The following is a 19,680-nucleotide window of genomic DNA, read 5'->3' on the forward strand; positions in this document are numbered from 1 at the left end:
CTCCCAATGAGCAATCAGCCAACTCCGGCGTGGAACATCCGCCACGCCTATATCGACGGCGCCTTCGTGCCGGTGCACGGCGAGCGCGTGGTGGAAAGCGTGAACCCGGCCACCGGGCAGGTCATCGGCACCGCCCTGCTGGCCAGCCGCGACGACGCGCGGCGCGCCATCGCCGCAGCCAAGCGGGCGCAGGAGGGATTGCGGCACGCCAGCAAAGACGAGCGCATCGCCATGCTGCGGCGCCTGCAGGCGGCCGTGCTGGCGCACACAGACCGCATCCGCGATGTGACGATCGAGGAATATGGCGGCCCGTTGGCGCGCGCCCGCTGGATCAGCCAGTATGCATCGCAGTGCTTCGCCACGGCGGCCGACGCGCTGACCCAGCATGAACCGGTCAGGCGCATCGGCGAGGCGACCGTGCTGATGCAGCCGGTCGGCGTGGCCGCGCTGATCGCGCCGTGGAACAGCGCGGCCGGATCGATCTGCAGCAAACTCGCTTCCGCGCTCGCGGCGGGATGCGCCTCCGTGATCAAGCCCAGCGAACTGGGACCGATCCAGGCGCAGGTGGTGGCCGAGGCGCTGCATGCGGCGGAGCTGCCGCCCGGCGTCTTCAACATCCTGCTCGGCTCGGGCAGCGACGTGGGCGATGAACTCAGCAGGCATCCCGACATCGCCAAGATTTCCTTCACCGGCTCGACCGCAACCGGCAAGCTGATCGCGCGCGCCGGCATCGACACCATGAAGCGGGTCAGCCTGGCGCTGACCGGCAAGTCCGCCTCCATCCTGCTGGACGACGCCGACCTGGCGCACGCGTTGCCGCAGGCGGTCAACGCGGCGTTCATGAACAACGGCCAGGCCTGCGTGGCCGGCAGCCGCCTGCTGGTGCCGCGCGCCCGCATGGACGAAATCGCCGAACGCGTGGGCGCCATCGTGGCCGGCATGCGCGTCGGCGATCCACGCGACCCGGACACGCACATCGGCCCCCTGGCCAGCCGCGCCCAGTACGAGCGCATACAGCACTACATCGGACGCGGCCTGGCACAGGGCGCCACGCTGATCGCCGGCGGAGAGGGCAAGCCGGCTGGCCTGGACGCGGGCTTCTTCGTCAGGCCCACCGTGTTCGCCAACGTGCGCAACGACATGGACATCGCGCGGGAAGAGATTTTCGGCCCGGTGCTGTCGATGATCGGCTACGACGACGAGGAGGAAGCGATCCGCATCGCCAACGACTCCGACTACGGCTTGCAAGCCTACGTGTTCACATCGCAGCCGGAGCGCGCGCAACGGATCGCCGGACGCCTCGAGGCAGGCACCGTGCTGATCAACCGCATCGTGCCCGAACTGCTGGCGCCATTCGGCGGCGTCAAGCAATCGGGGATCGGCCGGGAATTCGGGGTGTTCGGACTGGAAGCGTTCCTGGAACCTAAAACCATCGTGGAAGGCAGCACGACCAGCTAGCCAACGCACGAAGAGCTACTGCCTTTGACGCTACGCCAAATCGACTATACTTCCTGAAGGTACAGTCGTTTCATGTACACCGTCATTGAAACGCCGTTGTTCCAAAGCCGCTGGCCTCTCTATTGGAGCGAGGACGAACGGGGGGCTTTTGCAGCCTACATCTCAATGCATCCGTCGGCAGGTGACGTGATACCGGGTACGGGAGGCGTTCGCAAGGTCCGTTGGCGCCGCGCAGGATCGGGAAAATCAGCGGGAGTGCGGGTAATTTACTTCACCCGTAACTCCGCAAATGAGATTGTTTTGTTGACGCTATACGCAAAGGCAGATACCGCAAATCTGTCCAGCGCAGCATTGAGGGAAATTCGCCGTGTCTACGAATAGTAAATTGCCTCTCAGCGATGCAGAGCTTGAAGCATTTGAAGCGACCCGCGACCTGGCTGCCGAGTTATTGCAAGCCGGCGAGCAAATGCGCGCGGGGCTTGGGCGCGTGGTCTATTCCCCTTTGATCGCTGCACGGAAAAATACCGGCCTGACTCCGGAGCAATTCGCCGCTTTGCTCGGAATTTCCGTCGACACCCTGGAAAGCTGGGAGCAAGACCGCAATCCGCCGACCGGTGCGGTACGGACCCTGATAGCCATCGCGCTCCGCCACCCCGAAGCGCTAGTCGCAATCGCCAATCAGCCTCTGGAAGTGTGAAGACAATTGACGGCGCCATCGTCCGATGAGACACTGTGCGCCTTACCCACCCCACAGGAGACCATAAAATGCGCCAAGTAGATACTGCCCTCCTGTCGGCTGCCTGATTACGTCGGGACTCCCCTCTGTAGTGTGCTGATCCGCGCGTTCTCGCGCAGCTGACTTCCCGTATTCGCCACCCATTCGCCCAATCGCGAAGGGTATTGCTCGTCTTACCGGAATCAGGAAACACACACACCATGATCGACATCGATTTTGAATCGCTGCGCCTTATCGGCTTAACGCAAACCATCGCCGGCCAGCTTTATCTTTTACACGACGCGCCGGCCAACGCCCAGCTGGTGCGCATCACCGAAATCCAGCGCGACTGGCTCACCGTCCACGACGGCCACGACGAGTTCCGCGCGCGCGTGCTGCCGGCGCTGCACGACGCCGCGCTGGCCGTCGGCGACTGGGTGCTCAGCACCACACTGGCCCACGACGAGCGCTGGCTCAGCGCGCTGCTGCCGCCCACCACCCACATCGCCCGGCGCGGCAACGACGGCCGCCATCACAGCCTGGTCAGCAACGTCGACACGGCGCTGCTGGTGATGGGCCTGGACCACGACTTCAATCCGCGCCGGCTGGAGCGCTACCTCGCCATCGTCAAGACGGCCGGCGTGGAGCCGGTGGTGGTGATGAGCAAGGCCGACATCGGCGACGAGGTGGACCAGCGCATGGAGCTGCTGCGCCAGCGCCTGCCCGCCAACATTCCGCTGCTGGCCGTGAACACGCTCAGCGACGACGCCGCGACACAGCTAGCTCCATGGCTGGGCGCGGGCCAGACGCTGGTGTTGCTGGGCTCCTCGGGCGCCGGCAAGTCCACGCTGACCAACACGCTGACGCAGGCCGGCCAGCAGACCGGCGGCGTGCGCAAGGGGGATGGACGTGGCCGGCACACGACCACGTCGCGCTCGCTGCACCGCTGCGCCGGCGGCGCCTGCATCATTGACACGCCGGGCCTGCGCAGCTGGCAGCCCGACGCCGACGAGGCCAGCCTGACGGCCGCCTTCGACGACATCGACGCGCTGGCGGCGCAATGCCAGTTCCGCGACTGCCGCCACGCGGGCGAGCCCGGCTGCGCGGTGCGCGGCGCGGTGGACGAGGACCGCCTGCTGAACTACCACAAGCTCCTGCGCGAAGCCCGCCGCAGCCAGCAGACGCCGCTGGACCGCATCGCCGAAGTCGCCAAGTGGAAAGTGATGCAACGCGCCGCCGTGGCCCGCTCGAAGGACAAGTTCGGCAAGCGATAACGCCCACTTTCCGAGGCAGCAATTTCGGAATAGTTCCAACAACTCCTGAACAGCAAGGAAGCCTGGCTAACGTGAAAATCTTCGCGCAAGCCAAACTTCCACCACGTCAGGAGCCAGCATGGAACACAAGCCCTTCGCCATCATCCTGCTGCACCGTGGCCCGCCACGGTTGCAGCCCTGTCGCGACGGCGCCGCGTACGGCTGCTTCACGGAGGCCGGCCGACGCGGCAATCATCTTTCGCTGCGGGCTTATCCCAGCATGAAGGGCGCGCGCGCAGCGCAGGCGGCAACGCCGCTAACAGAATACTCGATGCTGTTGAAGGCACCCGATCCAATGCATGCCCTCCCGCTTCTGCCCCCCGCCGATCCGCTGCGAGAACCTCGCCGCAGGCGCGGCGTGGTGCTGGTCCACCTGTTCCACGGCGCCTGCTTCGAACGCGTCGACGAGCTCGTGGGCCGCTACCGCGGCGTCGGCGTGGTGGAGGCGGCCCTGCTGGAGGCCGTCGATACCGATTGCGTGGTCTGGATAGCCATCGTGCAAGACATGCAGGCGCTGGCCGCCCTGCACCCTGCCCTGCGCGCGACCGAGGCCGCGCTCGATACCCACGCCGAGTTGCTGCTGCTGGAACCATGTGCCATGTCACGCATGCGCTGGATCGGTCTAAAGCAGTGATATCCTTACAAGGTTGTCGCCAATGGAGATATCAAGCCATGCTGGACCGCAGCGCCATGCAGGAGATGAATCGCGTACTCGATGTCGCGCCGCGCCTGCGTCCCGACGTGTGCGGCCATGGCGCCTGCATCACCGAGCGTTGGGCCCACAGTGGCTTCACATCCCATGTCGAGCCGATGGCGGACCATGTGGTCATGACCTACTACGGCGCGCCGCAACGAATCGAGTGGCGCGACGGCCACCGCTACCAGCAAGGCGTCACGCGGCAGAAGTCGGTCACGCTGATCCCCAGCGGCCACGAGGCGGCCTGGATGATCGCCGGCGCGATCGAGGTTTCGCATGTTTATTTTTCGGACGCGCGCCTGCAGACCTGCGCCGAGGCGACCGGCCATCGAGGCCCGGCGGTACAGCTGCTGGACCGGGTGGCGCTGCCCGATCCCACCGCCAGCGCCTTACTGGAAATTCTTGCTTCCGAAGCCTGCCGCGACGATGCCGGCAACGGTCTGTTTGTCGAGCAGGCGGTCGACCTGCTGTGCATGCAACTGGTGCGCGCCCACTCGACCGCCTGCCGCGACGAGGCCAAGCGAGCCAGCGGCTGCCTGGCGAACTGGCAGGTGCGCCGCGTGACGGACTATCTGCGGGAGCGGCTCGATGAGGAAGTCCGGCTGGATGATCTGGCGAAGCTGGCCGGCTTGTCCCGCTTCTACTTCTGCGCCGCCTTCCGCCGCAGCACCGGCCTGACGCCGCACCAATGGCTGCTGAGCCAGCGCATGGCGCGCGCCCGCGCACTGATGGCCGATCCTTCGATACCGCTGACCCAGGTCGCGCTGGCGATCGGCTACCAGACCCCGTCCGCCTTCGCCGCCGCGTTCCGGCGCACCGAGGGGATGAGCCCCACGGAATACCGGTCGCGCTCCACCTAACCCAGACCAGGGAGAACCTTATGCCGATCACAGGAAGTTGCCACTGCGGGAAGACCACGTTTCGTGTCGACATCGACATGCCCGCCACACTGACCCGTTGCACATGCTCGTTCTGCGCCAAGCGCGGCGCCTTGCTGGCATATTGCGAGCCAGACCAGTTTCACGTGACTTCGGCGGCGCCCGACGATGCGGTGTATCGCTGGCAGACCAAGCTGGTGGCCCACCATTTTTGCGCCAACTGCGGATGCGCGACCTATTCCGACAGCCCGGCGTTCGAGCCCGACGGCAATTGGGACCAGCACACCCGCCGCATCGGCGTCAACGCCCGTCTTTTCGATAACTTCGACGCCGCCGCGGCCCACATCGTGGTCATCGACGGCAAGAACCTCTGGTAGCGCCAGCCTCCGGTTGGCCGTGCCGCCGGCTACGATGCCTCGGACGGCATGTCGGGCTTGTGCATCAACACCGGCAGGCACAGCCCATACAGGCCCGCGCCGATCAGCCACACCAGGCCGGGGAAGCTGCCGCGCGACATGAAGTAGATCGTGCTGATCGCCACCGGGCCGATCACGGTCGCCAGGCTGGCGGTGCTGGCCAGCACGCCTTGCAGCTTGCCCTGCTGGTCCGGGCCGACGCTGGCCGACACCAGCGATTGCAAAGCCGGCGCGCCGATGCCGCCCAAGCAGAACAAGGGCATCAGCGCGAACGCCATCCAGCCCTGGTTGGCCAGCGCGATCAGGACATAGGCGCAGGTGTCGGCCGCGATGCCCACCATCAGCGCGCGGCGTTCGCCCCAGCGTTCCGCCAGCGGCCCCACGATGAACGCTTGCGCCAGCGCGTGAAACGCGCCGAAGCAGGCCAGCGAGATGCCGATGGTCAGCGAGTCCCACGCGAACTTGTCCTCGCCATACAGCACCCACACGGTGCCGCCGATTTCACCAATCACCACCAGCAGGCCGGACGCGCCGATCAGCGGCAATAACGATTTGAAGCTGGCCGCCCAGCGCAGGTTGGCCAGTGGATTGAAGGACATGCGCCCCTTGGCCCCAACGTCGCTACCGCGCGCCGTGTGCGATTCGCTCACCACCAGCAAGGTCAGCACCAGGTTGACCGCGTTCATCGCCGCGGCCGCCAGGAAAGGCGCCCTCACCCACCACTCGCCCAGCAGGCCGCCGATCACCGGGCCGATGATGAAGCCGATGCCGAAGCAGGCGCCCAGCTGGCCGTAGCGGCGCGAGCGCTGGTCTTCCGGCGTGACGTCGGCGATGTAGGCCGACGTCACGGCCATGCTGGCGCCGGTGATGCCGGCGATCGCGCGGCCCACGAACAGCAAGACCAGCGTCGGCGCCATCGCCATGAACAGATAGTCGACCACGGTGCCGGCCAGCGACAGCAGCAGCACCGGCCGTCGGCCGATGCGGTCGCTCAGCACGCCGAGGATGGGCGAGAAGATGAACTGCATCAGCGCATACAGTCCGGTGAAGGCGCCGAAGCGCCAGCCCAGCTCGGACGTATGGCCGACATCGCGCATCAGTTGCGGAATGATAGGCATGGTCAGCCCGATGCCGACGGCGCTCAGGACAACGGTGGCAAGGATGGTCAGCAGTGCTCGGTTCATCAGGCTCTTTTCACAAAGTAGCCGCCGATCATAGGATGATCAGAACTGCGCTGATGTGCCCACTGTCACATTTGTCAATCTTTCTTCCCGGCGCTGCCTCAGTACGGCTTGTTCGGCAGGAACTTGCCGTTCAGCGTGATCACGGCGCGCTTGCCGCCTTCCGGATCGTCTTCCGTTTTGAAATCCAGCTTGAAGTTGATCGCGCTGATGATGCCGTCGCCGAGCTCCTCGTGCACCAGCGCCTTCAGGGTCGTGCCATAGATCTGCACCATTTCGTAGAAACGATAAATCGTCGGATCAGTGGGAATGCCGCCGGGGACGCTGCCACGCAGAGGAATGGCTTGCAGTTGCGCGGCGTCGGCCTGGTCCAGGCCCAGGCGCTGGCACACCAGCTCGGCCGCTTCCTTGTTCAGCGTGTGCTGGCCCAGCAGCGCGGCGGTCACGTACGGGACGCTCAGGCCGCTGCCGGCGGCGATCTCTTTCCAGGACAGGTCCTTGAGCGCCTTGGCGGCCAGCACGCGATAGGTGACTTCGAGGCGGGGATCTTGAAATACGTTCGATTGTTGCATGGTGTTTTCCTTTATCAACGGGGGAATGATGGTTAAGCGACCAGGGCGCTATGCTTGGCTTGCGTCGCGCGGGTTTGTGGATAGTCGGCCAGCGGGACGAAGCTGCTGGTCTCGCCGTCCAGCGCCACGATGGAACCGGATTCGATGTCGTAGACCCAGCCGTGCAGGTTCAGGCGGCCCTGCTCCAGCGCCAGCGCCACCGACGGATGGGTACGGAGGTTGACCAACTGCGCGATGACGTTTTCACGCACCATGGCGTTGAGCCGCGCGGCCGGCGACACATGGGTGCGGGCGGCGTTGACGACCTTGGCCGAATCCGCGTGGCGCAGCCAGCTGGCCACGGCCGGCAAATGATCCAGGCACTTGCAGCTGGAGATGGCGGTCATCGCGCCGCAGTCCGAGTGGCCGCAGACGACGATGTCGGTCACGCCCAGCACCGCGACTGCGTACTCGACCGTGGCGGTCACGCCGCCGGGTTCGGAGCTGTAGGAAGGCACGATATTGCCGGCGTTGCGGATGACGAAGATGTCGCCGGGATCCTGCTGGGTCAGCAGTTCGGGCACGACGCGGCTGTCCGAACAGGTGATGAACAACGCGGTCGGGCTTTGGGTGGTGGCCAGCTCCTTGAACAGCGACGACAGCGCCGGGAAGGCATGCTGCTGAAATTTGATCACTCCGTCGACGATGGACTTCATGGCGTTTCTCCTTGTGTGATGAGGCAGTGACATCATGATGAGGCGGCGGAGCTATTGCGTCCAAGACTCATATACAATCAAGTCCATAAGCAATGCCTATAGTTAGAAGACCATGCAACTGCGCCATATCCGCTACCTGCTCGCCGTCGTGGAGCACAAGAATTTCACCCGCGCCGCCGAGGTGCTGCATGTATCGCAGCCGACGCTGTCGCAGCAGATCCGCCAGCTGGAAGACACGCTGGGCGCCCAGCTGCTGGACCGGAGCGGACGCACGGTGCGGCCGACCGACGCCGGAACGGCATATGTCGAATACGCGCGCAAGGCATTGAGGGAACTTCAAGCGGGACAGCGCGCCATCCACGACGTGCGTGACCTGTCGCGCGGTTCGCTGCGCCTGGCCATGACGCCGACCTTCACCGCCTATCTGGTGGGGCCGGCGATCGAGCGCTTCAACGCCCGCTATCCCGGCATCGCCATCAACATCCGCGAGATGGCGCTGGACGCCATCGAATCCGCGCTGGCGGAGGACGAGGTCGACCTCGCCATCGCCTTCAGCGCGGTGCGATCGGCGGAGCTCGATTGCCGTGCGCTATTTGTCGAGCAGCTCAGCGTGGTGGTGGGCGCCGGCCATCCGTTCGCCGCGCGAGCGGACGGCATCGCCCCGGCCGACCTGGCGGCCGTACCGCTGGCGTTGCTCACCGCCGACTTCGCCACCCGCGTGCATGTGGACGCGTACTTCCAGGCGCAGGGCGTGCGCCCGAGGATAGCTGTCGAGGCCAACACGATCAGCGGGATAGTCGAGATCATCCGGCGAGGAAGCATCGCGACCATACTGCCGGAGGCGATCGCGCGCGAACACGAGGGGCTGCGGGCCATCGGCCTGACGCCGACCTTCGCACACCGCGGCGTTGCGCTGCTGAGCCGGAAAGGCGCTTACCAAAGCGCGGCGGCCACCGCCTTCGCCGAACTGCTGGCGGACATGGTCGCGCTATGAAAAATCACGATCAATCGAATCACTCTTGTGTCCGCCTGGACTTGTCGGTTCTAATGCAAGTTGTTTAAAAAATAATCACCTCATGTCGCCACGAGTGGAGCGGCGTCTGCGGGCGGCCATCGCCGCGCCAGCGCAACAGGTTGGACTTAAAAAATGAAACGATTTATACACTTATTCGCGCTGGCCTCGGCGATGGCTATCTCGGGATGTGCATTGCATCAATCGCGGGAGCAGTCGAGCGACAGGGCCACTGCTCAGATCGGGATCGTCAACCATACCGGTAACTACATTGATTCGGCCACATTAGACGGCGCCGGCGGCGGAAATATGGATAGTTGGGGAAAGGGCATCGCCAATATTTGTTGCACTTCCATTCCGCGTGCATGGTATCCAGGTATGAAAGTTTTGGTCCGATGGGATATGCCCGAGGGGCATAAGCACATCGTGAAAGAGAAAATAGTCGAAGTGGAGAAATATGAAGAAACAGGCAGCATCTACATGCACTTTTTCCCGAACGACGAAGTCCGTGTAGTGGTTAGTCCGGTTATACCGGGTAGTCCCGAATATCCGATTCGTCATCTTGGCAATCCTGACGCGCGCCCGCTTCAAGACGACCACAGGCTGAGTGAAGAAATCACAAAATGAAACGATTTATACACTTATTCACCGTCGCCTCGGCGGTAGCTATCTCGGGATGCGCGCTGCATCGATCGCAGGAGCAACCAAGCGATAGGGCCACTGCTCAGATAGGCATTGTTAATCATACAGGGAATTACATTGATTCGGCCTCGGTAGATGGTGCTGGGGGCGGGAATATGGGACGTTGGGGAGTGGGGGGGCCGAAATTTGCTGCACTTCTATCCCATTGGTGTGGTATCCGGGTATGAAGGTTTTGGTCCGATGGGATATGCCTGAGGGGCATCAGCACATCGTGAAAGAGAAAATAGTCGAAGTGGAGAAATATGAAGAGACAGGCAGCATCTACATGCACTTTTTCCCTAACGACGAGGTCCGTGTCGTGGTCAGTCGATTTGCACCGAGCAGCTCCGAGCACCCAATTCACCACCTTGGCAACCCTGACGCGCCTCCGACTTCGAACTGACCACAGGCTGAGTGAAGAAATCACGAAATGAAACGATTTATACACTTATTCGCCATCGCCTCGACGGTAGCCATCTCGGGGTGCGCGTTGCATCAATCACGGGCGCAGCCGAGTGATCGAGCCAATGCTCAGATCGGAATTGTTAACCACACCGGCAATTACATTGATTCCGCATCGGTTGATGGTGCCGGTGGCGGGAATATGGCGCGCTGGGGGGAAGGCTTCGCCAATATCTGCTGCACTTCCATCCCGGAGGTGTGGCATCCAGGGATGAAGGTATTGGTGCGTTGGGATATGCCTGTGGGACACCAGCACATCGTGAAGGAAAAAGTTGTAGAAGTCGAAAAATACGAGAGGCTCGGTGACATCTATATGGTCTTTTTCCCGAACGATGAAGTGCGTGTTGTCGTCAGCCAGAACGGTCCTCGCGCTTCAGACTTCCCAATTCGCGATATTGGCGACCGTGACGCGCACGCTGCTTCAGGCTCGCTACCGGCCGAGTGAAGTCTTGGCAACCCTGACCCATCCGCCTGCTGCGAACTGACCCGCGCCGCGCAATAAAAAAGGCAGCCGAAGCTGCCTTTTTGCTGTGATGCTGATGCGTTGCTTAGTGCTTGGCGCGCAGTTTGGCGATCGCTGCCAGCTGGCCGATGGCCGCTGCCAGTTCGGCTTGCGCTTTCGCGTAGTCGATCCCGGAGGTGTTGTTCGCCAGCGCTTCTTCGGCGCGTTTCTTGGCCGCTGCCGCTTTGGCTTCGTCCAGATCCTTGCCGCGAATCGCGGTATCCGCCAGCACCGTCACGGCGCCCGGCTGCACTTCCAGCAGGCCGCCCGCGACGAAGACAAATTCTTCCTCGGCTTGACCTGGTACCTGGATGCGCACCGCGCCCGGACGGATGCGGGTGATCAGCGGCGTGTGCTTGGGATAGATCCCCAGCTCGCCCTGCTCGCCCGGCAACGCGACGAATTCGGCTTCGCCCGAGTAGATCAACTCCTCGGCGGAAACCACGTCAACGTGAATAGTGTTTGCCATGTGTGTCCTGTCGGTGTGATGCGGCCCCGCTTGCACAGGGCCGCGCTCAAAGCTCAACGATTAGTTGAGTTTCTTGGCTTTTTCGATTGCTTCGTCGATCGTGCCAACCATGTAGAACGCTTGTTCTGGCAGGTGATCGAGTTCGCCGGAAGCGATCATTTTGAAGCCCTTGATCGTGTCTTTCAGCGAAACGTATTTACCTGGCGAACCGGTAAACACTTCAGCAACGTGGAACGGCTGCGACAGGAAACGCTGCATCTTACGTGCGCGCGATACCAGCAGCTTGTCTTCCGGCGCCAGTTCGTCCATGCCCAGAATCGCGATGATGTCACGCAGTTCCTTGTAGCGCTGCAGGGTGCCCTGAACGGCGCGCGCGGTGTCGTAGTGCTCTTGGCCGACGACCAGCGGATCCAGCTGACGCGAGGTCGAATCCAGTGGGTCCACCGCAGGGTAGATACCCAGCGAGGCGATGTCACGCGACAGAACGACGGTCGAATCCAGGTGACCGAAGGTGGTCGCTGGCGATGGGTCGGTCAAGTCATCCGCTGGAACATAGACGGCCTGGATCGAGGTGATCGAACCGGTCTTGGTCGAGGTGATGCGCTCTTGCAGACGGCCCATTTCTTCGGCCAGGGTAGGCTGGTAACCCACTGCGGAAGGCATACGGCCCAGCAGTGCGGATACTTCGGTACCGGCCAAGGTGAAGCGGTAGATGTTATCGACGAAGAACAGAACGTCCTTGCCTTCGTCACGGAACGCTTCCGCCATGGTCAGGCCGGTCAGCGCGACGCGCAGACGGTTACCAGGTGGTTCGTTCATCTGACCGTAGACCATCGCCACTTTCGAGTTGGCCGGGTTTTCCAGGTCAACCACTTTAGCGTCAGCCATTTCGTGGTAGAAGTCGTTACCTTCGCGGGTACGCTCACCAACGCCGGCGAACACGGACAGACCCGAGTGCGCTTTAGCGATGTTGTTGATCAGTTCCATCATGTTCACGGTCTTGCCCACACCTGCACCGCCGAACAGACCGACCTTACCGCCTTTTGCGAACGGGCAGACCAGGTCAATAACTTTAATGCCGGTTTCCAGCAGGTCCTGCGACGGCGACAGTTCGTCGTATGCAGGAGGAGTGCGGTGGATCGAGGCGATCTGGTCGTGAGCGACCGGGCCGCATTCGTCGATCGGGTTGCCCAGCACGTCCATGATGCGACCCAGGGTAGCTTTACCCACTGGCACCATGATCGGCTTGCCGGTGTTCTGGATCATCATGCCGCGGCGCAGGCCGTCGGACGAACCCAGAGCAATGGTACGGACCACGCCGTCGCCCAGCTGTTGTTGTACTTCCAGGGTCAGCTCGGAGCCAGCCATCTTCAAGGCATCAAATACCTTAGGCATCGCGTTGCGTGGAAACTCTACGTCCACCACAGCGCCGATACACTGAACGATTTTGCCATCAGCCATGTTCGTTCCTTCAAATATAGTTAAATTCGTTTAAACCGCAGCCGCACCGGCGACGATTTCGGAGAGTTCTTTGGTAATCGCAGCTTGACGGGTCTTGTTGTAAATCAGCTTCAATTCGCCGATCACGTTACCGGCGTTGTCGCTTGCCGATTTCATCGCCACCATGCGCGCCGATTGCTCGGACGCCAGGTTTTCCGCCACCGACTGGTACACCAGCGCTTCCACATAGCGCTCCAGCAGCTCATCAATCACGGTCGCCGCGTCTGGCTCGTAGATGTAATCCCAGTTGTGATTACCCGCGTCAGCCTGCGTCTTGGCCGCTGGCAGTGGCAGCAACTGCTCCACGACCGGCTCTTGCTTCATCGTGTTAATGAACTTGGTGTAGCACAGGTAGACTGCGTCGATCTCGCCATTCTGGAACTTTTCCAGCATGACCTTGACCGGTCCGATCAGTTTTTCCAGGTGCGGCGTGTCGCCGATCTGCGTTACTTGCGCAACGACAGGGATGCCCACGCGATTCAAAAAACCCAAACCTTTGTTACCGATAGCTACCGCGGCAATCTTGTTGCCGGCTGTTTCCAGCTCACGGGTTTTCGCCGTCACCATGCGCAGGATGTTGGTGTTCATGCCGCCGCACAGACCTTTGTCGGTGGTGACGATCACGAAGCCAACTGCCTTCGCCGTGTCCTTTTGCTCTTCAGCCAGGAACGGGTGGGTGTATTCCGGATTTGCGGTAGCCAGATTAGCGGCGATATTGCGAATCTTTTCACTGTAGGGACGGGCGGCGCGCATGCGATCCTGCGCTTTGCGCATTTTCGATGCGGCGACCATTTCCATCGCCTTGGTGATCTTCTTCGTATTCTCTACGCTCTTGATCTTGCCACGTATCTCTTTGCCTACTGCCATGAGTCCTTACTCCTTCTGCGCTGAAGGCGGCTCCGGGGAGCCGCCGTGCCGATTAATATGCGCCGGATTTCTTGAAGTCAGCAATGGCGGCCGACAGCGTTGCTTCGCCGTCTTTGTCCAGTTGCTTCGACGATTCAATCTTGGACATCAGGTCAGCTTGCTTGGTCTTCAGGTAGGCGTGCAGGCCAGCTTCGAACGGCAGAACTTTCTTGACTGGCACGTCGTCCAGGTAGCCCTTGTTCACTGCGAACAGCGAAGCGGCCATCATGGAGATCGACAGTGGCGAGTACTGAGCCTGCTTCAGCAGTTCGGTCACGCGGGCGCCGCGGTCCAGCTGCTTGCGGGTCGACTCGTCCAGGTCGGAAGCGAACTGCGCGAACGCAGCCAGTTCACGGTACTGTGCCAAGTCGGTACGGATACCGCCGGACAGGTTTTTGATGACCTTGGTCTGGGCGGCGCCACCAACGCGCGACACCGAGATACCGGCGTTAATCGCAGGACGGATACCCGAGTTGAACAGCGAGGTTTCCAGGAAGATCTGACCGTCGGTAATCGAAATCACGTTGGTTGGAACGAACGCCGAAACGTCGCCAGCCTGGGTTTCAATGATCGGCAGTGCGGTCAGCGAGCCGGTCTTGCCTTTGACTGCGCCGCCGGTGAAGGCTTCGACGTAGTCGGCGTTGACGCGTGCTGCGCGTTCCAGCAGACGGGAGTGCAGGTAGAACACGTCGCCTGGGTAGGCTTCGCGGCCTGGTGGGCGGCGCAGCAGCAGGGAGATCTGACGGTAGGCCACGGCTTGCTTGGACAGGTCATCGTACACGATCAGCGCGTCTTCGCCGCGGTCGCGGAAGTATTCGCCCATGGTGCAGCCCGAGTAGGCCGAGATGTACTGCATCGCTGCCGATTCGGCTGCCGATGCGGCCACAACGATGGTGTACTCCATCGCGCCGTGCTGTTCCAGCGAACGCACGATGTTCTTGATCGTCGAGGCTTTCTGACCGATCGCCACGTAGATGCAGGTCATGCCCTGGCCTTTTTGGTTGATGATCGCATCAACCGCAACGGCGGACTTACCGGTTTGACGGTCGCCAATGATCAGCTCGCGCTGGCCACGGCCGATTGGTACCATCGCGTCGATCGACTTCAGGCCGGTCTGCATCGGCTGCGAGACGGACTCACGGGCGATAACGCCTGGCGCGATCTTTTCGATTGGTGCGGTCAGCTTGGCATCGACAGCGCCTTTGCCGTCGATCGGCTGGCCCAGGGCGTTGACCACGCGGCCACGCAGTTCAGGACCGACCGGCACTTCCAGAATGCGGCCGGTGCACTTGACCGTGTCGCCTTCGGAGATGTGCTCGTAAGCACCCAGAATCACGGCGCCGACGGAGTCACGCTCCAGGTTCATCGCCAGACCAAAGGTGTTACCAGGGAATTCCAGCATTTCGCCCTGCATCACGTCCGACAGGCCGTGGATGCGGACGATACCGTCGGCCACGGAAATAACCGTGCCTTGGTTGCGTACTTCAGCGCCGCCATCAAGGCCTTGGATACGGCTCTTGATCAGCTCGCTGATTTCAGATGGGTTGAGTTGCATACTAACTCCTAAAAGTGTTTCTCTCAGCTTGCGCGAGATGAAGAATCTGTTCTAAGCGGCGCTTACGCGACCAGCGCAACACGCATTTGCTGCAACTTGGCGCGGACCGACGTGTCCAGCACCTGGTCGCCAACGACGACGCGCACACCACCGATCAACGCGGGATCCACGGTCACGACCGGGTTCAGCTTGCGGCTGAATTTCTTCTCCAGCGTGGCGACCAGCTCGCTCACTTGAGCCGAGCTCAGGTCGAAGGCGCTGGTGATGTCGGCGTCTGCCGCACCTTCCACGGCGTTTTTCAACGCCTGGAATTGCGCGCCGATTTCCGGCAGCAGACTGATGCGGCCGTTTTCGACCAGCATCGCCAGGAAGTTTTTCGCTTCCGTGTTGAGCGGCGACTTGACCAGTGCCGTGATGGCGGCGCTCACATCGCTAGCCGAAGCTTTCGGGTTGCGGGCGAATGCTTGCACCTCGGGGTGGGCACCGATCTGGGCCAGTTCGGCCACCAGTTCGGACCACGCCGCGAGGTTGAACGATTCCTTACCTGCTTGGGCTACGCGGAACAAAGCTTCCGCGTAGGGACGGGCGACGGTTGCGTTTTCTGCCATGATTACAGCTCGACAGACAGGCGCGACAACAGATCGGCGTGGGCCGAGGCGTTGACTTCGCGCTTGAGGATTTGCTCGGCGCCCTTCACAGCCAGGTCAGCCACCTGAGCGCGCAGCGCTTCGCGCGCCTTGGCCAGTTGCTGATCGGCGTCGGCCTTGGCTTGCGCAATGATGCGGTCCGCTTCGGCTTGTGCATTAGCTTTGATTTCTTCTGCCACCAGTTGCGCGCGCTTTTCAGCGTCGGCAACGCGTTGCGAAGCTTCTTCGCGTGCACCTGCCAGCGCTTCGCTGGCGCGCTTCTCAGCCACTACCATCGCTTGCTGGCCTTGGTCGGCCGCAGCCAGACCGTCAGCGATACGCTTGGCACGCTCATCCAACGCTGCATTCAGCGATGGAAATACGAACTTCATCGAAACCCAGACCAACACCGCGAAGGTGATCATCTGACCGATGAGAGACATATTGATGTCCATACCTTTGCTCCTAACTAAAAGTTTCTCCTAGAAGGGAGCGAATTAATGTGCTGCCAGAACAGCTGCCAGGAATGGGTTGCTGAAGGTGTACAGCAGAGCAACGCCGACGCCGATCATCGAGATCGCATCCAGCAGACCGGCGATAACGAACAGTTTGGTTTGCAGTTGTGGCATCAGTTCTGGTTGACGAGCCGAAGCTTCCAGGAATTTGCCGCCCAGAATTGCGAAACCGAGTGCGGTGCCGATAGCGGCCAGACCGATGATGATTGCTGCGGCCAGAACGGTCATGCTTTGTACTTGTGCGATCAGAGCTTGCATTGAATTTCTCCTAAGATTTTAAAAAAGACTACGATACTGAAAAGTTAAAAACGATTTGTTGCTTAATGTTTCTCAACCGCAAGGCTCAGATACACAACAGTCAACGCCATAAACACAAACGCTTGCAGGGTCACCACCAGGATGTGGAAGATAACCCAAGGACCACCCAGCAGCCACTGCGCCCACCATGGCAGCAGAGCGATCAGAATGAACAGCAGCTCGCCGGCATACATATTGCCGAAGAGTCGCAGCGACAGCGACAGTGGCTTGGCCAGCAACTCGATCATCTGGAAGACGAAGTTGACCGGGGCCAGCACGACAGCCATGAAGCCATGGGCGTGGAACGGCGCGGTCAGCAACTCTTTACCCCAGCCGCCGAGACCTTTGGCTTTGATCGAGAAACCAATAATGCACAGCATGACGCCGAACGACATGCCGAAAGTGTGGTTGACGTCCGCGGTCGGCACGACTCGCAGCTTGTGGACGCCAAAGTAGCCAAGAATCTTAGGCAGCAGATCGACCGGCAGGAAGTCCATCGCGTTCATCAGCCAAACCCAGCAGAAGATCGTGATGGCCAGCGGCGCGATAACCTTGCTCTTGGCGTGGAATGCGGAATTGACCACTTCGTTCACCAGCTCCATGATGGCTTCGACGAAGTTTTGCAGCTTGCCCGGCACACCGGCGGTCGCACGGCGCGAAGCCATGTAGAACACGCCGAGGAAAATCATGCCCAGAACGGCCGAAACCCAGAACGTATCCAGGTTGAAGGTGGCGTCAGCATTCTTGAGATGGCTCAGGTGATGCTGGATGTACTCAATGGAGGTGGGCGCTTCGTGTGCCCCTACAGCGTTTTCTGTGGTCATAAAAGTATTAGATTTTGGTGATTAAATTGCGAGCAGTGAAAACCAATAGGCTAAGGTTGCCACCGCGAAACCCAAGATCAGCCATAACCAAGAGGCCGACTGAAACAGCGCCAGTGCCAAAATAAACAGCACTACCGTGATAAATATTTTTACAACTTCGGCGCGTACATGCGACCGGAAAGCTTTTTTGGCGTCATTTGTTCCGCCCGCAACAATCATCGCGTACATCAGACTCCCGATGACTGCGATTGCTCCGCCATAGGCGGCCGACCAAGCTTTGAGTACTCCGCCCAAGTTCCAGGCGAGCAAGGCGAACCCAGTGGCGATAGCCAACTGGAGGGCGACGACTTTAAAAATCGGCTTTGAAATACTCGTCGAATCACTCATCTGGCGAGCTCCAAAAAAAGCCGATAAAACCCAAAGACACGGGATTATATGTGTCTTTACTGTATCACGTCAAACATTGCTGCACCGCAGCAGAGCAATTGGTGCACGAAAGCGACGCTTTTATAAACAATTCCGCACCGGTTGCACCAAGTTGGAACCAGTTAAGCGTTTTCGTTTTTTCAGAGCATTTTGGGGTCAAGTCTGACATTCGGACACGACCTCAGCCGTAACGACGGTCTACGGCGCAGTTCGTGTCCGAATGTCAGACTTGACCCCAATTTTGTCAGGCGCGCAGGCGGGCGAGGACGCCGTCGAGGATGTCCAGGTCGGCGAAGTCGATGATCATTTGGCCGCGGCCCTTGCTGCCCATCTTGAAGACGACCGGGGTGGCCAGCTTGTCCGACAATTCTTCTTCCAGGCGGACGATATCGCCGGATTTCTCTTTTTGACGCGCTTCGGCCGGCGGCGCTTTTTGATCTTCCAGCGTTTTTGCCACCAACTTTTCAGTTTCACGCACGGATAACCGTTTGGCGATGACCATGTTGGCAAGGTTGATCTGGGTCGCGGCGTCCACCGACAGCAGGGCGCGGGCGTGGCCCATGTCAATATCGCCGGCCATCAGCATGGTCTGGACCGCATTGGCCAGGTTCATCAGGCGCAGCAGGTTGGACACGGCGCTGCGCGAACGGCCCACCGCGTTGGCCGCCTGCTCGTGCGTGAAACTGAAGTCGGTGATCAGGCGGTGGATGCCCTGCGCTTCTTCCAGCGGATTCAGATCCTCGCGCTGCATGTTTTCGATCAGGGCCATCGCGGCGGCGGCCTGGTCGTCGACGTCACGCACCAAAACAGGGAGCACTTCCAGGCCGGCGATTTGCGCGGCGCGGAAACGGCGTTCGCCGGCGATGATCTCGTACTTGGTGGCGCCGGTCAGCTTGTCGGTGCCGACCGGACGGACCAGGATCGGTTGCATGATGCCCTGGGTCTTGATCGATGCGGCCAGCTCCTGCAGGCCGCCCTCGTCCATGCGCGTGCGCGGCTGGTACTTACCGGCCTGCATTTGCGTGACCGGCAGTTCGGATGGCGTGTTCGCGTCCGGGGTGGTGATGTCGCCGTCGCCGCCGAGCAGCGCTTCCAGGCCGCGACCCAGGCCTTTGAGTTTTTTGGTTGCCATGTGATTGCCTTACATTTTCTTGATGCGCTTGACCATCTCGGCGCCGAAGGCGATGTACGCCTGCGCTCCCTTGGAGGATGGGTCGAAGGTGACGCCCGGCAGGCCGTAGGATGGCGCTTCGGCCAGCCGCACGTTGCGAGGGATGATGGTTTTGAAGACCTTGTCGCCGAAGTGCTGCTCCAGCTGGGCCGATACTTGCTGCGACAGCGTCATGCGCGGATCGAACATCACGCGCAGCAGGCCGATGATCTTCAGGTCCGGGTTCAGGTTGGCATGCACCTTCTTGATGGTGTTGACCAGGTCGGACAGCCCTTCCAGCGCGTAGTACTCGCACTGCATCGGGATGATGACGCCGTGCGCGGCGCACAGGCCGTTCAGGGTCAGCATCGACAGCGCGGGCGGGCAGTCGATCAGGATGAAGTCGTACTCCTTGTCGACCACGGCCAGCGCATCCTTCAGGCGGCGCTCGCGATTGTCCAGCGAGACCATCTCGACTTCGGCGCCGGCCAGCTCGCGGTTGGAGGGCAGGACGTCGAACTGTCCCGGCTCCGAACGCTGGCGCGCGGTGGCCACGTCGGACTCGCCCAGCATCACCTCATAGGTCGACGCGGGCAGGCCCGCCTTGTTGATGCCCGCGCCCATCGTCGCGTTGCCTTGCGGGTCCAGGTCGACCAGCAATACCCGCTGGCCCAGCTTTGCCAATCCGGCGGCCAGGTTTACCGTCGTGGTGGTTTTCCCCACACCACCCTTTTGATTCGCTACGCAAAAAATTTTCGCCATGTATTTCTTTGTGTTGTGCTTCTTAATTATTTATACTATTAAAACGATATAAACGATTTATACTGTTT

24 protein-coding genes and 1 pseudogene are annotated in these 19,680 nt (G+C 61.1%); 11 read left to right on the forward strand and 14 right to left on the reverse strand.

The window, feature by feature from the left end:
- Positions 1–6 precede the first annotated feature (6 nt).
- The 7 genes from ACUJB0_RS20750 to ACUJB0_RS20780 all read left to right on the forward strand — a co-directional run bounded on the left by ACUJB0_RS20750 (position 7) and on the right by ACUJB0_RS20780 (position 5,438).
- On the forward strand, positions 7–1,458 hold the full coding sequence (locus ACUJB0_RS20750) for an aldehyde dehydrogenase family protein (RefSeq protein WP_444846882.1): 1,452 nt from the start codon (positions 7–9) through the stop codon (positions 1,456–1,458).
- Positions 1,459–1,623: 165 nt separating this feature from the next.
- Positions 1,624–1,839, forward strand: coding sequence for a type II toxin-antitoxin system RelE/ParE family toxin (locus tag ACUJB0_RS20755; RefSeq protein ID WP_308937306.1), 216 nt, complete (start codon positions 1,624–1,626; stop codon positions 1,837–1,839).
- The gene (locus ACUJB0_RS20760; RefSeq protein ID WP_444846883.1) at positions 1,826–2,155 is read left to right on the forward strand and encodes a helix-turn-helix domain-containing protein; all 330 of its coding nucleotides are present in this window, start codon (positions 1,826–1,828) and stop codon (positions 2,153–2,155) included. The genes ACUJB0_RS20755 and ACUJB0_RS20760 overlap by 14 nt, the downstream gene beginning before the upstream one ends.
- 239 nt (positions 2,156–2,394) lie before the next feature.
- Complete coding sequence (rsgA, locus tag ACUJB0_RS20765) at positions 2,395–3,447, forward strand: ribosome small subunit-dependent GTPase A (RefSeq protein WP_444846884.1); 1,053 nt, start codon at positions 2,395–2,397, stop codon at positions 3,445–3,447.
- Between the two features lie 118 nt (positions 3,448–3,565).
- Positions 3,566–4,120: a hypothetical protein gene (locus ACUJB0_RS20770; RefSeq protein ID WP_444846885.1), complete on the forward strand. Its 555-nt coding sequence runs from the start codon at positions 3,566–3,568 to the stop codon at positions 4,118–4,120.
- A 38-nt stretch (positions 4,121–4,158) separates the two neighbouring features.
- Entirely contained in the window at positions 4,159–5,043 is an 885-nt protein-coding gene (locus tag ACUJB0_RS20775; protein ID WP_444846886.1) for a helix-turn-helix transcriptional regulator, read from the forward strand.
- Positions 5,044–5,063: 20 nt separating this feature from the next.
- Entirely contained in the window at positions 5,064–5,438 is a 375-nt protein-coding gene (locus ACUJB0_RS20780) for a GFA family protein (protein WP_444846887.1), read from the forward strand.
- Between the two features lie 29 nt (positions 5,439–5,467).
- Here ACUJB0_RS20780 and tet read toward each other — a convergent pair whose 3' ends face one another.
- From tet to ACUJB0_RS20795, 3 genes are all read right to left on the reverse strand, one after another.
- A complete protein-coding gene (gene tet / locus ACUJB0_RS20785) occupies positions 5,468–6,661 on the reverse strand; it encodes a Tet(A)/Tet(B)/Tet(C) family tetracycline efflux MFS transporter (protein WP_444846888.1) in 1,194 nt (397 codons plus the stop codon).
- A gap of 98 nt (positions 6,662–6,759) precedes the next feature.
- Positions 6,760–7,230 (reverse strand): cyanase, encoded by a 471-nt coding sequence (gene cynS / locus ACUJB0_RS20790; RefSeq protein ID WP_444846889.1) that lies wholly within the window; start codon positions 7,228–7,230, stop codon positions 6,760–6,762.
- Between the two features lie 32 nt (positions 7,231–7,262).
- A complete protein-coding gene (locus ACUJB0_RS20795) occupies positions 7,263–7,925 on the reverse strand; it encodes a carbonic anhydrase (protein WP_444846890.1) in 663 nt (220 codons plus the stop codon).
- A 112-nt stretch (positions 7,926–8,037) separates the two neighbouring features.
- Here ACUJB0_RS20795 and cynR point away from each other — a divergent pair, with 112 nt between their 5' ends.
- The 4 genes and pseudogenes from cynR to ACUJB0_RS20815 all read left to right on the forward strand — a co-directional run bounded on the left by cynR (position 8,038) and on the right by ACUJB0_RS20815 (position 10,525).
- Positions 8,038–8,919, forward strand: a complete 882-nt coding sequence (cynR, locus tag ACUJB0_RS20800; RefSeq protein WP_444846891.1) for a transcriptional regulator CynR — start codon at positions 8,038–8,040, stop codon at positions 8,917–8,919.
- Positions 8,920–9,072: 153 nt separating this feature from the next.
- Positions 9,073–9,564 carry a DUF3304 domain-containing protein gene (locus ACUJB0_RS20805; RefSeq protein ID WP_444846892.1) on the forward strand — a complete coding sequence of 164 codons (492 nt, stop codon included), beginning with the start codon at positions 9,073–9,075 and terminating at the stop codon, positions 9,562–9,564.
- 169 nt (positions 9,565–9,733) lie between these two features.
- Positions 9,734–10,021, forward strand: a pseudogene (locus ACUJB0_RS20810) (DUF3304 domain-containing protein); the annotation flags it as partial.
- 27 nt (positions 10,022–10,048) lie between these two features.
- Positions 10,049–10,525: a DUF3304 domain-containing protein gene (locus ACUJB0_RS20815; protein ID WP_444846893.1), complete on the forward strand. Its 477-nt coding sequence runs from the start codon at positions 10,049–10,051 to the stop codon at positions 10,523–10,525.
- Positions 10,526–10,628: 103 nt separating this feature from the next.
- Here ACUJB0_RS20815 and ACUJB0_RS20820 read toward each other — a convergent pair whose 3' ends face one another.
- From ACUJB0_RS20820 to ACUJB0_RS20870, 11 genes are all read right to left on the reverse strand, one after another.
- Complete coding sequence (locus ACUJB0_RS20820; protein ID WP_008443442.1) at positions 10,629–11,051, reverse strand: F0F1 ATP synthase subunit epsilon; 423 nt, start codon at positions 11,049–11,051, stop codon at positions 10,629–10,631.
- A gap of 60 nt (positions 11,052–11,111) precedes the next feature.
- On the reverse strand, positions 11,112–12,512 hold the full coding sequence (atpD, locus tag ACUJB0_RS20825) for a F0F1 ATP synthase subunit beta (RefSeq protein ID WP_117012360.1): 1,401 nt from the start codon (positions 12,510–12,512) through the stop codon (positions 11,112–11,114).
- 30 nt (positions 12,513–12,542) lie between these two features.
- Entirely contained in the window at positions 12,543–13,418 is an 876-nt protein-coding gene (gene atpG, locus ACUJB0_RS20830) for a F0F1 ATP synthase subunit gamma (RefSeq protein WP_117012359.1), read from the reverse strand.
- Positions 13,419–13,470: 52 nt separating this feature from the next.
- Positions 13,471–15,012, reverse strand: a complete 1,542-nt coding sequence (gene atpA, locus ACUJB0_RS20835; protein ID WP_117012358.1) for a F0F1 ATP synthase subunit alpha — start codon at positions 15,010–15,012, stop codon at positions 13,471–13,473.
- 62 nt (positions 15,013–15,074) lie between these two features.
- Complete coding sequence (locus ACUJB0_RS20840) at positions 15,075–15,620, reverse strand: F0F1 ATP synthase subunit delta (RefSeq protein ID WP_161084274.1); 546 nt, start codon at positions 15,618–15,620, stop codon at positions 15,075–15,077.
- Between the two features lie 2 nt (positions 15,621–15,622).
- Positions 15,623–16,093 carry a F0F1 ATP synthase subunit B gene (locus ACUJB0_RS20845; RefSeq protein ID WP_117012356.1) on the reverse strand — a complete coding sequence of 157 codons (471 nt, stop codon included), beginning with the start codon at positions 16,091–16,093 and terminating at the stop codon, positions 15,623–15,625.
- A gap of 42 nt (positions 16,094–16,135) precedes the next feature.
- Positions 16,136–16,411 carry a F0F1 ATP synthase subunit C gene (atpE, locus tag ACUJB0_RS20850; RefSeq protein ID WP_008443432.1) on the reverse strand — a complete coding sequence of 92 codons (276 nt, stop codon included), beginning with the start codon at positions 16,409–16,411 and terminating at the stop codon, positions 16,136–16,138.
- A gap of 62 nt (positions 16,412–16,473) precedes the next feature.
- Positions 16,474–17,274 carry a F0F1 ATP synthase subunit A gene (gene atpB / locus ACUJB0_RS20855; RefSeq protein ID WP_444846894.1) on the reverse strand — a complete coding sequence of 267 codons (801 nt, stop codon included), beginning with the start codon at positions 17,272–17,274 and terminating at the stop codon, positions 16,474–16,476.
- 21 nt (positions 17,275–17,295) lie between these two features.
- On the reverse strand, positions 17,296–17,661 hold the full coding sequence (locus tag ACUJB0_RS20860; RefSeq protein ID WP_161084276.1) for an ATP synthase subunit I: 366 nt from the start codon (positions 17,659–17,661) through the stop codon (positions 17,296–17,298).
- Between the two features lie 283 nt (positions 17,662–17,944).
- Positions 17,945–18,832 carry a ParB/RepB/Spo0J family partition protein gene (locus ACUJB0_RS20865; protein WP_444846895.1) on the reverse strand — a complete coding sequence of 296 codons (888 nt, stop codon included), beginning with the start codon at positions 18,830–18,832 and terminating at the stop codon, positions 17,945–17,947.
- Between the two features lie 9 nt (positions 18,833–18,841).
- Positions 18,842–19,612 (reverse strand): ParA family protein, encoded by a 771-nt coding sequence (locus ACUJB0_RS20870; RefSeq protein WP_117012353.1) that lies wholly within the window; start codon positions 19,610–19,612, stop codon positions 18,842–18,844.
- Positions 19,613–19,680: the final 68 nt, after the last annotated feature.

The sequence above is a fragment of the Duganella caerulea genome, assembly GCF_040362985.1.
In the GTDB taxonomy this organism is placed as follows: Bacteria; Pseudomonadota; Gammaproteobacteria; order Burkholderiales; family Burkholderiaceae_D; genus Rugamonas; species Rugamonas vulcania.